Origin of the sequence: Desulfofustis glycolicus DSM 9705 (assembly GCF_900130015.1) — a bacterium.
In the GTDB taxonomy this organism is placed as follows: domain Bacteria; phylum Desulfobacterota; class Desulfobulbia; order Desulfobulbales; family Desulfocapsaceae; genus Desulfofustis; species Desulfofustis glycolicus.
This window is the reverse complement of record NZ_FQXS01000001.1, coordinates 351801-366686: the sequence shown is the minus strand read 5'-3', so window position 1 is coordinate 366686 and position 14886 is coordinate 351801. Positions and strand designations below refer to the sequence as shown.

Genomic DNA, 14886 nt, shown 5'->3' with positions numbered 1-14886 from the left:
GGAGGCCTTGCGGTGACACTGTTCAAGGAAATTGAATATCGCCAGCGCATCGACCTGGCGAGAGAGCGCATGTCGGAAGCCGCCATCGAGGTGCTGGTGGTTTCCGACCCGGCCAATATGAACTACCTTACCGGCTATGACGGCTGGTCGTTCTATACACCGCAATGCCTGGTGTTGGCCATAGACGAGGCAACACCGCTGTGGATCGGCCGCGGCATGGATGCGGCCGGCGCCCGGCATACAACCTTCCTGCCCGAAGAGCGGGTTATCGGCTACCCTGATCGCTATGTTCATTCGCCGCACTGCCACCCGCTGAATTTCGTCGGCGACGTGATCCGCGAGCGGGGCTGGGGCGCCAGGAGCATCGGTGTGGAGATGGACGCCTATTATTTTACCGCTCGCTCTTTTGCCGAACTGCAAAACAGTCTGCCCGATGCCCGGTTTGTTACCGCCGACCTGCTGGTCAACTGGATTCGCCTGATCAAGTCCGAAGCGGAAATCGAGCTGATGCGCCAGGCCGGGCAGATTGCCAACCGGGTAATGACGACCGCCATCGAACGTCTCGAACCCGGGGTTCGGGAATGTGATGTGGTGGCCGACGTCTACCGGGCCCAGATGTCCGGGACTCCCGAATATGGTGGTGACTATCCGGCCATTGTTCCGATGATGCCGACCGGGGAAAAGACCTCGGCCCCCCACCTGACCTGGACCGACGAGCCCTACCGGAGCGAGCAGATGGTCAATCTGGAGCTGGCCGCCTGCCGGCATCGCTATCACTGCCCGATCGCACGGACCGCCTATCTCGGAAAACGGCCGCCGGCACCGCTGGTGGAACTGGCTGAGCATACCGTGGAGGGGCTCAATCTGACGCTGGCAGCAATTCGACCCGGATTGCGGGCCGAAGAGGTGGAGTTGGTCTGGCGTAATCATATCGCCAAGGCGGGACTGGAAAAGGAGTCGCGCATCGGCTACTCGATGGGGCTCAACTACCCGCCGGATTGGGGCGAGCACACGGTCAGTCTGCGGCCCGGGGATAAGACGATTCTCCAGCCCAACATGACCTTTCATATGATTCTCGGCATGTGGATGGACACCTACGGATTCGAGTGCAGCGAGTCGTTCCGGGTTACCGACAAAGGCTGTGAAACCTTTGCCGACGTGCCGCGAAAATTGTTTGTCAAGGGGTAAGACAAAGCTGCGGAGTTTCACAGAAAGCGGGAGGGGCCGGGTCGGTGATCTATCGAACCACGAGTGGGCGGACCAGTAGCGGTGAGGCCATCGGCATCCTGCTGCTCGACACGATTGTTCCCTTTATTCCCGGGGATGTGGCCAACGCGACCACCTACGATTTCCCGGTGCGTTTCAGCAGGGTTGCGGGATTCTCGCTGGACCGGGCGATTTGCCAGGACCCGACGATCTACCCGCTGCTCAGGGATGCGGCAGCCGAACTGGTTCGACAGGGCGTGCGAGCGATCACCGCAGACTGCGGCTATATGGCCCTGCACCAGCGGCGGCTGGCAACCGAACTCGGTGTGCCGGTGTTTCTCTCCAGTCTGCTGCAGATCCCGTTCATTCTGGCCATTATCGGTGCGCAGCGCTCGCTTGGTATCCTCGCGGCAAATGGAGCCGCATTGGATCACCAGCTCCTGGCCGCGGTCGGGGTCGATGATCCGAGTCGGCTGGTCATTGAGGGTTTGGAGCAGCAGCCGGCATTTCACCATTTCGCCCTGGCCGAGAGCGGCGAGATCGATGTCGATGCGGTCAGGCAGGAAGTGGTCGCGGCCGGCATCAGGGTTGTCAAACGAAATCGAGATGTTGGGGCGATCCTTTTGGAATGCAGTCTGATGCCGCCGTATGGTGCTGCGCTGCAGGAGGCGTTGCAGATGCCGGTATTTGATTATATCTCGATGATCAATTATGTTTTTTCCGCCGTCGTCAAAAAGAGCTACCACGGCTTTATCTGAGAGCACAGGAAATCCCATTACAGCTGCCAGAGAATCCATGAACCTTGACGAACAGATTGAACAATGCCGCGATGAAGTAATCGCCTTGCGTCGTGATTTTCACCAGTATCCGGAGCTGGGATTTGCCGAACACCGGACCGCGGCGGTGGTCGAGGCCTATCTGCAAGCGCTCGGGCTGGAGACGCAGCGGGTAGTCGAAACCGGCGTCGTGGCCCTTCTCGAGGGCGCAGAACCCGGTCCGGTTTTGATGCTGCGGGCCGATATGGACGCCCTGCCGATTCAGGAAGAAAACGAGGTAGACTACGTTTCCACCAAACCCGGGGTGATGCATGCCTGCGGCCACGACGCGCATCTGGCCATGTTGCTCGTGGCTGCGAAGATACTGGTGGGTCAGCGGGCGGCCATCAAGGGGACGATCAAGTTCGTTTTTCAGCCCAATGAAGAGAGCGCCGGTGCCGTGCCGATGATCCTGGCAGGGGTCCTGGAAAACCCGACGGTCGATGCGGCGATGGCTATCCATGCCTGGACCCCGATCGCCTCCGGCTATATCGGTATTACCGCGGGAGCGGTGATGGGTGGGCTCGATGTCTTCTCCCTGACCATCAAAGGCAAGTCGGGGCACACCGGTTTGCCGCAGGAGGCGATAGACCCGATCCTGGCCGCCGCCAACCTGATCCAGACCGTACAGATGATCCAGACCCGGGAGATCAGTAACCTGAAGTCGACGACCATCATGTTCGGCAGGATCAACGGCGGCATCAAGAGCAACATCATCGCCGATAACGTGGAACTGGAGGGGTCGATCAGGTTCCTTTATCGCGGCGGCCCGGATTCCATCGAGCAGCCCACCGAACGGTTCATCAGGATTGCCGAGCAGGTCTGCACCACCCATCGCTGCACGGTGAACATCGAAATCACCCATGAGAATATTCCCTTGATCAACGATCCAACCATGGTCGCACTGGCTCGGGAGGCGGCCTATCAGGTGTTTCCCGATGAGCGCTACATTATCGACAACATCTCGATCGCCAGCGAGGACTTTTCCGAATTCAGTATTCGGGTTCCCGGCGTCTTCATGTTTCTCGGTGCGGGCAATCCGGAGAAAGAAACCGATTATCCGCACCACAACCCACGTTTTAACATCGATGAAGATGTGCTGATACAGGGCGTAGCCATGCACGTGCAGGGCGCGCTGAACTTCTTTAACAGGGCGACATAAGAGTCAAGGAGGTGATGTGGTATACTAGGCTCTGGATCGAAAAACACTTCTTTGTCAGCCTCGATCCACTTCCCAGATCATTCAAGGAAAGGAGAAGAACAATGAAAAAGTTTTTGACAGCTTCACTGACAATCGTGGCATTCTTTTGTTGTGCCACTGCCTTTGCCGCCAATTACAGCGGCCCGCCCATTTCTGCCAAACTGGCATCCGAGGAGATTGAAGGGGACTTCATGACCGTATGGGCCAACAATTTTTCCGAACACATGAAGACCTGGTCCGACGGCAAGATCAATATTGAAGTCTATCCGTACGGTACTCTCGGAGCGCTCGGGGACATCAATGAGTTGGCCCAGATGGGTGTAGTTCAATTCGTGTTTTCCGACCATGCCTGGATCAGTTCCTTTGTCCCTCAGGCCCAGGTACTGGCTTTGAATTATATCTTCCCCACCGAGCAGGTGCCTGAGGTTCTTGACTGGACGGCGCGAAACGGCACATTCCTGCCGATGTTGGAAGATGCCTTCCGGAACAACGATCTTGTGCCGCTGGCCATCATGTTCGAGGGCTGGCAGTGGATCACCTCCAGCAAGGAAATCAAAACCATTGATGATATGAAAGGCCTCAAACTGCGTCTGATGTCCTCGAAGCTGCTCGTTGAGGGCTACAAGGCGTATGGTGCCAGCCCGACGCCGATGGATTATGGTGAGGTATACAGCGGCTTGCAGATGGGGCTGATCGACGCCCAGGTCAACCCGCTTTTTGCCATCTACAGCATGAAGTTCTACGAAGTTCAGGACTATGTGACGCAACTGAAGAGCGAGCCGTTCATCGGTATCCCGACGGTAAATCAGGAATTTTTCGATGGTCTGCCCAAAGAGGTGCAGGACGAAATGCGCCGCTACTGGATTGACGCGATTATCCCGGCCGGCCAGTGGATCACCGAGCGTAATGCGTCGGATATGGAGAAGATGAAAGCGGACAAGCCGTCGCTGAAGTTCCACTATATCGACGATGAAGCAATCAAGGCGTTCAAGGCTCAGGCCAAAGACGTTTATCCGATCTATCCCCAGATCGGCGGTGAAGGTGCCGATGCGATGTTGGAAGTCTTGCTCAAAGACATAGAAGGTGCGAAAAAATCGCTTAATATCGAATAATTAATCATTATATCCTGCCGCGGCTCAGGCCGCGGCAGGAAACCGGTTTGCACCGGCAGATTGAGGACACAACTGTGAAAACAGATCGTGATCGTCCTGCAAAGATCGGTACCCTGCGGAGAATAAATCGGGTTATCGGCAAAGCCGTCAACGCGGTGGAAGTCGCCGTGCTTGTCATCTGTGTCGCTGCGCTGGCCATCTTGCTGATGGTCAACGTGGCCGCTCGGACATTTTTTCAAAGCATCTATTTTGCCGAGGAGATTTCCATGTTCCTCGTCATGCTCATAACCTTCACCGGAGTCAGCTACGGTGTCCGCAAGGCGCGTCACATCCGCATGGGAGCCTTTCTCGATGCGATGCCGCCGAAGATGGAAAAGGTTTTTATCATCTTTATCTCTCTGGTCAGTGCCATCGTCATGGCGATAATGGCATATGCCTCCTGGGAATATCTGATAAACGCGATGTCGAGGAGTCACATGACCCCGGCCCTGCGCATGCCGAAGTGGATTTTTTACGTGATTGTTCCGATCGGTTTCGGGTTGGCCAGCATCCAGTATCTGCGAACCATCCTGAAAAACATCATCGAGAAGGATCCCTGGCAGTCACCCGATCAGGAAAGCGAGTATGAAGACGAGGAGATAGGAGGCGATCCGGCATGACTCTTTTTGCAATCTCTCTGGCACTTATGCTGTTGCTCGGGTTTCCGTTCATGGTCACCCTGCTCGGTTCGCTGTTGCTCTATCTGTTTGTCTATATGCCCGATATGGCGCCACGGATGATGATCACCATGGTGCAGCAGGTGATTACCGGGCTTACCCCGCCGGCCTTGGTCTGCGTGCCGATGTTCATTCTTTCGGCCAGCCTGATCACCTCCGGCACATCGGCGAAACGGTTGATCACCATGCTCAAGGTGTTCGTCGGCCACCTTCCCGGCGGCCTGCCGATCACCACCAATGCCAGCTGCACGCTGTTCGGGGCGGTGTCCGGTTCGACCCAGGCTACCGTTGCCGCCATCGGCGGGACCATGCGGCCGATGCTGCTCGAGGCCGGCTACAAGAGTTCCTTTACGCTCGGCTTGATCATCAACGCCAGTGACATTGCTTTCCTCATTCCCCCGAGTATCGGCTTCATCGTCTACGGCGTAGCCACCAGCACCTCGATCGGCATGCTTTTTCTGGCAGGGATTCTTCCAGGCCTGATGATCCTGCTGATGTTTTCGATCTATTGCTACGTCTATTCCAAGATTAAAAAAATACCCACTCTGCCGAGGGCCAGCTGGGCGGAGCGTCTGGTCGCGATCAGGGAGGGGATGCCGGTCATGGGGTTTCCGCTGATTGTCGTCGGCGGCATCTATACCGGCTTGTTGAGCCCGACCGAGGCGTCCGCGGCGGCGGTTTTCTACGCCTTGATCCTGGAATTGATCATTTATCGCAGTCTGACTTGGGAGCGGGTCATCGATGCCTTCCTGCAGACCGGGGTGATCACCGGAGTGGTGTTTATTCTGGTGGGCGCCGGACAGGCCTTTTCCTTCCTGATCGGATTCCTGCAGATTCCGGCAAAACTGCTGCCGCCGCTCTTTGGTCCGGACCCGTCCATGCTCTGGGTGATGACCATTGTCGTGGTCGTCTATTTCGTCGCCTGTATGTTCGTCGATCCGATCGTGGCGATTTTCATCCTCAGCCCGGTCTTTCAGCCTTATGTAGTCGGGGCCGGCGTCGATCCGATCCTACTCGGTACCCTGGTTACCTTGCAGGCGGCTATCGGTTCGGCGACCCCGCCGTTCGGCTGCGATATCTTTACCGCCCAGCTGATTTTCAGGAGACCCTATCTCGAGGTAATCGGACACGCGTTGCCGTTTTTGCTGATACTCGCACTGGCCACGATCCTGCTGATCTCGTTTCCGCAGATTGCCCTGTTCCTGCCTGGCCTGGCGGCGGGGAACTAGCGACACCCCACTCGCGCGACCCCGTTCGGAGTTGTCGTGAGGGGGCGTGGCGATGGTGGCGACCTTTGAAATCGAGGTGGAAACCGGGAGCCCACTTACCAATAACGGCCGTGCCACAGGAGATGAAAAAAACGCGGTATCCGGCTTGAAATTGACCGTTTTTTTAAGTTACACTTATGTTAGGTAGGTTCGGGCCATGCCCTGCCGTTTTGCTGTTTCTTCTGACCTCGTGAGGTTCCGGACGATAAAGAGCGATAATTGAACGCGCCGGACAGCAGATCCGGCTGCTTCTTCAGCCAACGGATAAAGACATGAAAAGAGCCGTCAAGCCGCTTTTGTTGATCTGTCTCGGCGTACTTATAGCGTTTCCTCTGTTCAGCCTGCTCTACTATACGATGGCGCGGACTTCCACGCCGCAGTTCTGTTCAAGTTGTCACGAGATCGTTCCCGCCTATCAGTCCTGGATGACATCCAGCCATGTCAATAATCCCCAGGGTATTGTCGCCAATTGCATGGATTGCCATTTGCCGCCGCCGGAACATACCATCGATTTTTTCTACAACAAGACCCTGCACGGCATCAAGGACATCGTCGTCCACGTGCTGGAGGGGGCCGAGGCATACGACCGCGCCGAGAATCGCGCCGCAGCCTATGCCTATATGAAAAACGAGAACTGCCAGAAATGCCACCGTAACCTGCTGCACATTCCGGCCAAACGTGGCGCCATGCTGGCGCACCGGGCTGCACTGTATGGCCGTGAGGGCAACGAGCGCAAATGCGTCGACTGCCATCATCGTCTGGTTCACGTCGATCGTGCCTACTATGCCCACAAAGAGTCCCGCGGCCCGTATCGGGCGCCGGGAATTCTGTTCAATTCCAGGGGCGAGGTTGAATATCCAACGAATTGGGAGGGAGGTACCTTATGAGGAAATGGATGATAGCTGGAGCAGCAATTCTGTTGACTTGGTCCCTGGCTTCGATCGGTGCGGCCCAGGAAGCGCAGCCGGCTGAACCGGGAACGCTGCAGAATTACATGCAAGAGCGCCAGTTTCGACTGGATCGTGCCATGCCTAAGGAAGCCCAGGCCTGTATTGAGTGTCATAAAGCCGAGCATCCGGGCCTATTTGCCGATTGGGCAGCCAGTGGTCATGCCCGGTCGGGAATTACCTGTCTGGACTGCCATCTGGCCGATGCCAAGGACCTGGATGTGAGCACGGCGCATGACAAGGTCTATGAGACAGGAGGTTCGCCCTGGGCAAACAAAGAATTTCTGGTACCGGTCGCTGCCGTGGTTACTCCGAAGGATTGTTCCCGCTGCCATCCGGACGAGACCCAACAGTATGCCAAGAGCAAGCATGCCAATACCGTCGAGATCATGTGGAAGATCGATCCGTGGCTCAATGGTGGCATGAATTCCGCTACCGAGCGGAAGACCGGCTGCTTTGCCTGTCATGGAACGGTCTTGCAGATGAAAGACGGTGCCGTCGACCCTGAGACCTGGCCTAATGTCGGTGTCGGCCGGGTCAACCTGGACGGTTCCCTCGGCTCATGCACTAGCTGTCACACCCGGCATCGCTTCTCGATTGCCGAAGCGCGGATGCCCGAGGCCTGCGATCAGTGTCATTTGGGGCCCGATCATCCGCAGATCGAGATCTATAACGAGTCCAAGCATGGCACCATGTATCATGCCTACAAGGATGAGTACAATTGGGATGCGGCACCCGGAACCTGGACCCCCGGTCTCGATTACCGTTCACCGACCTGTGCTTCCTGCCATATGTCGGGTTCCGGCTCGGTGATGACCACCCACGATGTGACGGAGCGATTGTCCTGGGAGACCCAGGCGCCGCTGACGGTCCGCCCGTCGGAATTCCAGGCGTTCCCGGCTGACACCAATTGGCAGACCGAACGCAACAAAATGAAGGCGGTGTGTATACAATGCCACAGCCAGCGGTGGGTGGAGGGACACTATAGTGACCTTGACCGGGCCGTTGAGGAATACAACGAGGTGTATTTCAAACCGGCCAAGGCCAAGCTTGACGAACTCTACGAAAAAGGCTTGCTCGACAAGACCAAATTCTTCGACGAACACCTCGAGGTCGAGTACTACGAGCTATGGCATCACGAGGGGCGCCGGGCGCGGATGGGTGTCGCCATGATGGCCCCGGACTATGCCTGGTGGCACGGATTTTACGAGTGCAAGCACCGATTCAATAAATACATGAAAGAGGCCAATCACCTGATCGAAACCGGCGAGAAAGATTTCGTCTATCCCGGTTTCCCGAATGCCACCGGGGGCACCACCCGGCCGAAAGCGATCTTCGGCGGTCAATAAGCCGTTTGAAAATGATACCGTTGCTCGAAAGCGAGCAACGGCAACTCTAGCAGACAGCGGCGCCGCTCCCCTCGTCGGGAGTCGGCGCCGCCATATTTTCCGGCTCGGCTGCTAATTGACATAACCGCTGCCGATGGCCGAAAACGGCAGCTGCAGGCCGAGTTGCGGAACGTTTTTCGCAATCCAGGCGGTAAAGGTGTTGCTGTTCGGTCCCGGAACCGCTTTGTAGATGGACGGCCACGGGTAACTGCGGGCGGCGGCATCGACGGCATCGATCAATTCATCGACTCCGTCTCCCCGGTGTTCCAGCAGCAGTTTCGGCCGTGCTCCAAACCAGTACCGATCAGGAATATCAGGGCCGATCCTGACCACCGGCAGACCGCGGCTGAGTCGCCAGCCGACCACTTCGTAGACCTTATAGGTATGGTCGCCGGACCGTTTGGCGGCAATCCAGGTGTGAATCGCGAACCAACCGCGCCAGCCCCAGGCATCGGCGCCGTAAACATGGAGAACGGCTTCCTCGGTGCTTGCCGGCTCGGGCGCTATTCCGGCCGATTCGCGGCTGGCCTCACGCCAACTGCCGCCCGATGAGCAGGCGGTCATGGTCAGGGCAACGAGACAGCATGAAAGTAAGAACAGCGACGGTTTCATGAGCGGAAATCCTCGGTGATTTGTCGGGCAAAGTCGCTGGCTCGCTGCACCTCGCCGGGACGTGTCTGCACGGCGCCTTTTTCATCCACCCCCCTGATCAGCAATTCGCCGCCGTAACCGACGTCGATTGCGTCAAAAAAAGATTTGGCCACCAGGATGGAACCGTCGAACAATCGTTTGCCTTGGGTGGCGGCGGTGCAGATCAAATAGCCCCGGCGCCGGTCTTGCTCGCGCAGCCTGATGCCGAGTAGGTATTTTCGCGACCAGCGGGCCTGAATACGATCGATAAACTCCTTGGTCTGGGCGCTCAGTCCGTAGAAATAGGTCGGGCTCGCCAGCAGGATGATATCGGCAGTATCAATGACCGGATAGAGCTCTCCCATGTCGTCCTCGATGACGCAGAGGCCGGTCTTGGCGCAGCCGCCGCAGGCGATGCACGGAGCAATTCTGTGGCGGGCGAGCCGGATCACGTCGACAGATGCGCCAAGATTCTGCTGCAATTGGTCGGCGACGAGGCGGGCGACGCTTTCACTATTGCCGTTTTTGCGGGGACTTCCCAAGATAACCAGGATCTTCATTGATGTACCCGATGGGTGCGGGATTCGACCGGCAGAACAAAACGGAACGGCCCTACATTTTTTTTTAAAAAGATGCTTGCAAATTCGATGTCCATCATTATATTTGCTCCGTCTTGACGAATACCTCTTTTTCGTATCGTTCCCACCGGCTCGTAGGAGCCTCTACATATCGGGCCTGCAGTAATGCAGGCCCCTTTTTTTACCACAATCGGAACGTCTTCAGGTTTCCTTTATTCCGGGCCGAATGTGGTATGCAGTCCTACAATAACCATTGGCGGTGAAATCGTCAGTGGTATTGTGCAATTTTGCCGCTCTCTCTGCCGGAACTGGTGCCAGATTCCGCTCCGGATTCTTGCCGATCCTTTCGCGCCCCGGCTGTTCCCTGCCGGTCAACCGGAGTGATGCACTACTCTGTGTTTCAGGCGAAGGCGCAGTGTCGGGGCAGGTCTGATCAAGCGCAGGATCAGCACCGCTCCGATAATCAGGGCGGCCCCGAGCACCTGCAACAGCGAGAGCAGTTCCCCGAGCAGCAGGTAAGCCAACACGGCAGCAAATGGTGGTTCCAGCGTCGAGATTAGATTGACGATGCCGGACGGCAGATAGCCGAGACTGAGTGTGTACAACCCATAACCGAGTAGAGTCGGTCCGACAGCGAGAAAAAACAGCAGACTCCATCCGGAAAGAGCCCCGCCGAGCGAAAAGAATGCAGCCATCGGTCGGAATGGAGCTCCGGAAGCACCGAGCAGCGCGACCTCGCTGATCAGCAGAAAGAAGGCGGCGGAGCCGAAACAATAGAGCATGAACGTCCAGGCATTCATGCCCCGCTGCCGAGAAAACCTGCCGATCAGGCTGTAGATGGCAAAGCACCCCCCTGAACCGATACCGGCGATGATGCCGCCGGGGGAGAGAGAAACGTCGGCGGCGGACCAGGCACCGGATATGAGCAGGCAACCGAGGACTGAGCAGCATATCGCCGGAAACATGCCGGCCGGCGGCTTTTCTCCAAGGATTAGCCAGCCGAGCACGGTGGTCAGCGGGACCGATGAATACACCAGAAACGTGGCGATGGCAGCGCCGTTAATAGTGACGGACAGGGTCCAGAGATAGTTGAATAGGGCCAGTACCAGTCCGAAACCGAGCACTCTGCAGAGATCTTTGCTGCTGATTTCCACCAATTTCGGATAACTGAGTTCGAGAATAAAAAAGAGCGCGGCAACCAGCAGTGCGTTGCGCCAGAAAGCCAGTATCAGCGGGTCAATCTGGTACTTTGTATAGAGATAGCGAATGCAGATGCCTGTCAGGGCCAAGGCCAGCGCACTGCAGAGGGCGGCCAGGTATCCCCGGCCCTCGTCATCGAATTGTTTCATGCCGGTCGCTCCTTGTTGAGGTTCTTGGCAATCAGGAGATGCTGGCCATAATTGTAGCGGTCAATGTCATTATTGTTAGGGACAATATTGATTATATTTCGTATGACAATTAGATAATTATCATCAAAATTAGACGAATATGGACAATTTTTGATAAAAAACATAATGACATTTAACAAGAGAGGCCGATGCGGATAGTACTGGATAAAAAACCTGGATCTCCAATCTATCAGCAGATCAGTGATTTTTTTTCGCAGGCGATTTTGACCGGAATACTGACCGCCGATACGCGGCTGCCATCGATGCGGAGCCTGGCGCAGGATCTGGGTGTGAGCAGGATCACCGTGGAAAACGCCTATGCGCGTCTCGAGGCCGATGGACTGGTAGCCAGCCGGGTGGGAAGCGGCACCTATGTCCTACCCGTACTGCCGATCACCGTCTCGCCGAGCAGCGGTGACGATTCAGCCTGGCCGGTTTGGCAGCAAGGTCCGCTGGCCCGTTCGAAGCGGTCATTGCAGGATAGTCTGTTTCGACATTTGGCCGACGGGCACGGGGTAACCGATCCGGTTTACTTTTCCGGCGGAATCGGCGATCCCTGTCTGTTCCCGGTCCGGGAATTTGGTAGGGTAATGCAGCGGGTTATTCGGCGGGACGGCATGGAGGGATTATCCTACGGCGAACCCAACGGGTATTTGCCGTTGCGCAGGACGATCTCCCAGGTCATGACCAGTCTGGGAATCTGTATCAATCCGGAGAACATCCTGGTCACCACTGGCTCCCAGCAGGCGCTCAGTCTGGTCGTGCAGGCGCTGTTGCGCAGCGACGACATGGTGATTGTCGAAGAGCCGACGTACAATGGTGCCCTCGATCTGTTCGAGGCCCTGCACATCAGGCCGATCGGCGTACCGGTGGACGAGCAGGGTATGTGCGTTGAGCAGCTCGAGCCGCTCCTGCAGACCTATCATCCCAAGCTGATTTATACCATTCCCAACTTCCAGAACCCCACCGGTGCCTGCCTGAGCAGCAGTCGCCGGAGAGCGCTGGTGGCCCTGGCGTTGCGCTATAACGTCCCGATCCTGGAAGACGATTTTGTCGGTGATCTCCGTTATGACGGTTGTACCCAGCCGGCCTTGAAGTCGCTCGACCCATGCGGCACGGTGATTTACGTCAGCACTTTTTCGAAAATGCTGATGCCTGATCTACGCGTCGGTTTTCTGGCTGCCGATGGGCCGATTTACGAGACGCTGGTCAATCTCAAGTGTCTCAACGACCTGGCCACCTCCAATCTGACCCAGCGTGCGTTGAACTCCTTCCTCTCGGTCGGCAGTTATCAGGCTCATCTCCGCAAGACGATCCGCATCTACAAGAAGCGGCGGGAGGCGATGGTGACTGCTGTGGATCGTTATCTCAACGGTTGTGTCGCGTATTCCGTTCCACAGGGCGGTTTGTTCCTCTGGCTCCGGCTCGTCGGACAAGTCGACGGCGGGGCTCTGCTCCGGCAAGCCGTAGATGCAGGTGTCGGCTTTGCCCCGGGGGCTGGCTTTTTCATCGATAAGTCGGCGGGGGAACAGTTTCTTCGCCTGAACTTTGCTTACCAGACCGAAGCGTCGATCGACAAAGGGATCAGCCGATTGGCCGAAGCGCTTGCCAGACTCGACTAACCCCCATGACCGGGAGTCACAACGAACAACGAAAATCTGCGTCATGGTCGGAAGGACTGGCCGGTGCTGCCTCCGGCTGTTGCGATGCAGCCTCCGGCGGGATCGGTCAGCCCGGGGAAACGATTTCACGTAAATGCCGAGACCGGTTTTGATCGGTCCTTTGCTAACTGGTGTTCGATATTTTTCCTGAAAATATGCTATAATAGCGGGCGTGAGCAGGAAAGAGGGGCGTCGTATGTGGCCGGTTCCGCCGGCGGCACGGCTCTGTTGGCTTGAAATGACGGCGCATGCAAACTGCGCGCCGCAACGGGAAAGAGTATTGTGGGTTTCAAACAGCATTTCAGAACCGGCACGGTCAAGGTCGGAGAAGGAGAGGAAGTCAGGAGTTTCGAAGTAAGCCCGTGGCTTCCTGCCGGTACGCTGCTGGCATCGCTCAAGACTGATAGCTCGGCGCCGGATGACAAAGAAGCGCAGGAAACCGTACTGGCTCCGGGCCCACATGTCGAACACAGCGCCGACAAGCGGGGTTTGCTGGCTGCAGTTTCCGGCTATCCGCGGTTATCCACCAAAAAAGAGGGCTCGACCCGGGTGGTTATCGTCGAGATCGAACCGCTGCTCGTTATCAGTGAGGACGGTTGGTCGGTTAAATTGAACCTCTACCCTCCCATCGATGGCTACCCGGCACCTGATCAGCAGCAGATTCTCGAGCAACTCGAGCAGGCAGGTGTGCGCTGGGGGGTGAGGGAAAAAGCGATTGCCGGCGCCCTTGACAAGGTGCACGGTGAACGAACCCCGGTGCCCGGATTGGTGATTGCTCGCGGTCGGATGCCGGTCAATGGCCAGAACGGTAAATTGCGCATTGAAGTACAGGTCGGCGAACAGCCGGGGCGCGAGCAGTCCGACGGCAGTATCGATTTCAAGGAGCGCAACGTTTTTATCGGTGTCGACGCCGATCAGCTGCTGGCCACCAGAATTGCCGCCACGGCCGGCTTGCCGGGGATCAACGTCTACGGTCACGAGGTTCCGCAGCTACCGGGCAAGGAATTGTCCGTCAAGTCCGGCGCCGATATCGTTTACGACGAGCAAACCGGACAGATCAGGGCTGCCTGTGGCGGAGTGGTTTCGGTGATCAACGATACCACGGTCAAGGTGACCTCCAAACAGGTTATTTCCGAGGATATCGACTTTACCACCGGCAACGTGCGGAGCAAAGGCGGCGTTGAAGTCGGCGGGTCGGTCAAGCCCGGTTTCATACTGAAGGCCGGTGGTGATGTTTTGGTCAACGGGATCATCGAATCCGGTCAGGTAGCCGGTGCCAATGTGATTGCCCGGGGTGGTGTGACCGGTAAGCAGTCGATCATAGAAGCCGGGGGCGATGTTTTCCTATACTACCTCGAAGAGGGGCGAGTTGTCTGCCATGGTGCGGTGCATATCGCCAAGGAGGCCTATTTTGCCGACGTCCGTTGTCATGGCTCGGTGACCTCCGGCGCGGAGTCGCGCATCATCGGCTCAAAACTTTTTGCCGGCGGGTCATTGTCGCTCGTCCAGGTGGATACCGATTCAAGTCCCCATTCTTCCTTGGCAGTAGCCGTTGATTTCGAGCGGTTCGAGCGGCTCGGGCAACTCATCGAGAGGCAGAAGGCGTGCGAGGAGGTGGTCTTCAGACTGCGTCATCGGTTGGGACCGGGGGGCACTTCTCCCGACCTTGAGGAGCATGAAGAAGAGTTGGCCGATTGTCGCCGGGCGCTGCAGGACTTCAATCTCATCCCGGTTTCGGCCGACGATGATACCGCCGGCGGCCTGCGTTTCGCCTGTGGTCAGAAAATCGAGATCGCCGGCATCATTCAGGCCGGTGCAACCATTCGCATCGGCAACAGCGAAGCGATACTGAAACACACCTGCCGGGAGGGCTTTTTTGCGCTTAACAGCGAGACGCAGAAAATTACCTTTTACTCAAGTCGGAACCCCTTGCAGAATATCGTTTTATAAGTCGATCAGAGCGTGCGAAAAGGAGT

General features: G+C 57.0%; 13 protein-coding genes. 10 read left to right on the top strand and 3 right to left on the bottom strand.

The window, feature by feature from the left end; genetic code table 11:
• The first annotated feature begins 12 nt into the window (after positions 1-12).
• The 8 genes from BUC26_RS01760 (at position 13) to BUC26_RS01725 (ending at position 8614) form a co-directional block, all read left to right on the top strand.
• Positions 13-1188: a M24 family metallopeptidase gene (locus BUC26_RS01760; protein WP_073373100.1), complete on the top strand. Its 1176-nt coding sequence runs from the start codon at positions 13-15 to the stop codon at positions 1186-1188.
• Positions 1189-1232: 44 nt separating this feature from the next.
• Positions 1233-1964 carry an aspartate/glutamate racemase family protein gene (locus BUC26_RS01755; protein WP_073373099.1) on the top strand — a complete coding sequence of 244 codons (732 nt, stop codon included), beginning with the start codon at positions 1233-1235 and terminating at the stop codon, positions 1962-1964.
• 37 nt (positions 1965-2001) lie between these two features.
• Positions 2002-3183, top strand: coding sequence for a M20 metallopeptidase family protein (locus tag BUC26_RS01750; RefSeq protein WP_073373098.1), 1182 nt, complete (start codon positions 2002-2004; stop codon positions 3181-3183).
• A 101-nt stretch (positions 3184-3284) separates the two neighbouring features.
• Positions 3285-4334, top strand: a complete 1050-nt coding sequence (dctP, locus tag BUC26_RS01745) for a TRAP transporter substrate-binding protein DctP (RefSeq protein ID WP_073373097.1) — start codon at positions 3285-3287, stop codon at positions 4332-4334.
• A 74-nt stretch (positions 4335-4408) separates the two neighbouring features.
• A complete protein-coding gene (locus BUC26_RS01740) occupies positions 4409-4993 on the top strand; it encodes a TRAP transporter small permease (protein ID WP_073373207.1) in 585 nt (194 codons plus the stop codon).
• Positions 4990-6279 (top strand): TRAP transporter large permease, encoded by a 1290-nt coding sequence (locus BUC26_RS01735; protein WP_073373096.1) that lies wholly within the window; start codon positions 4990-4992, stop codon positions 6277-6279. The genes BUC26_RS01740 and BUC26_RS01735 overlap by 4 nt, the downstream gene beginning before the upstream one ends.
• 311 nt (positions 6280-6590) lie before the next feature.
• Complete coding sequence (locus BUC26_RS01730) at positions 6591-7205, top strand: cytochrome c3 family protein (RefSeq protein WP_073373095.1); 615 nt, start codon at positions 6591-6593, stop codon at positions 7203-7205.
• A gap of 8 nt (positions 7206-7213) precedes the next feature.
• Positions 7214-8614, top strand: a complete 1401-nt coding sequence (locus tag BUC26_RS01725) for a multiheme c-type cytochrome (RefSeq protein WP_143165879.1) — start codon at positions 7214-7216, stop codon at positions 8612-8614.
• A gap of 111 nt (positions 8615-8725) precedes the next feature.
• Here BUC26_RS01725 and BUC26_RS01720 read toward each other — a convergent pair whose 3' ends face one another.
• From BUC26_RS01720 to BUC26_RS01710, 3 genes are all read right to left on the bottom strand, one after another.
• Positions 8726-9265, bottom strand: a complete 540-nt coding sequence (locus BUC26_RS01720) for a DUF3750 domain-containing protein (protein WP_073373094.1) — start codon at positions 9263-9265, stop codon at positions 8726-8728.
• Positions 9262-9843 (bottom strand): flavodoxin family protein, encoded by a 582-nt coding sequence (locus BUC26_RS01715; protein ID WP_073373093.1) that lies wholly within the window; start codon positions 9841-9843, stop codon positions 9262-9264. Before BUC26_RS01715 ends, BUC26_RS01720 begins: the two co-directional genes overlap by 4 nt.
• A 389-nt stretch (positions 9844-10232) precedes the next feature.
• Positions 10233-11210 carry a DMT family transporter gene (locus BUC26_RS01710; RefSeq protein WP_073373092.1) on the bottom strand — a complete coding sequence of 326 codons (978 nt, stop codon included), beginning with the start codon at positions 11208-11210 and terminating at the stop codon, positions 10233-10235.
• Between the two features lie 188 nt (positions 11211-11398).
• Between BUC26_RS01710 and pdxR the strand changes: the two genes are divergently transcribed.
• Positions 11399-12871 carry a MocR-like pyridoxine biosynthesis transcription factor PdxR gene (pdxR, locus tag BUC26_RS01705; RefSeq protein WP_073373091.1) on the top strand — a complete coding sequence of 491 codons (1473 nt, stop codon included), beginning with the start codon at positions 11399-11401 and terminating at the stop codon, positions 12869-12871.
• Between the two features lie 321 nt (positions 12872-13192).
• Complete coding sequence (locus tag BUC26_RS01700) at positions 13193-14860, top strand: DUF342 domain-containing protein (protein WP_073373090.1); 1668 nt, start codon at positions 13193-13195, stop codon at positions 14858-14860.
• Positions 14861-14886 lie beyond the last annotated feature (26 nt).

Bases quoted from the DNA above. Each gene is read 5' to 3' on its own strand.
- dctP (WP_073373097.1), top strand. From the start codon at position 3,285: ATGAAAAAGTTTTTGACAGCTTCACTGACAATCGTGGCATTCTTTTGT.
- BUC26_RS01720 (WP_073373094.1), bottom strand. From the start codon at position 9,265: ATGAAACCGTCGCTGTTCTTACTTTCATGCTGTCTCGTTGCCCTGACC.
- BUC26_RS01710 (WP_073373092.1), bottom strand. From the start codon at position 11,210: ATGAAACAATTCGATGACGAGGGCCGGGGATACCTGGCCGCCCTCTGC.
- pdxR (WP_073373091.1), top strand. From the start codon at position 11,399: ATGCGGATAGTACTGGATAAAAAACCTGGATCTCCAATCTATCAGCAG.
- BUC26_RS01725 (WP_143165879.1), top strand. From the start codon at position 7,214: ATGATAGCTGGAGCAGCAATTCTGTTGACTTGGTCCCTGGCTTCGATC.
- BUC26_RS01730 (WP_073373095.1), top strand. From the start codon at position 6,591: ATGAAAAGAGCCGTCAAGCCGCTTTTGTTGATCTGTCTCGGCGTACTT.
- BUC26_RS01715 (WP_073373093.1), bottom strand. From the start codon at position 9,843: ATGAAGATCCTGGTTATCTTGGGAAGTCCCCGCAAAAACGGCAATAGT.
- BUC26_RS01735 (WP_073373096.1), top strand. From the start codon at position 4,990: ATGACTCTTTTTGCAATCTCTCTGGCACTTATGCTGTTGCTCGGGTTT.
- BUC26_RS01750 (WP_073373098.1), top strand. From the start codon at position 2,002: ATGAACCTTGACGAACAGATTGAACAATGCCGCGATGAAGTAATCGCC.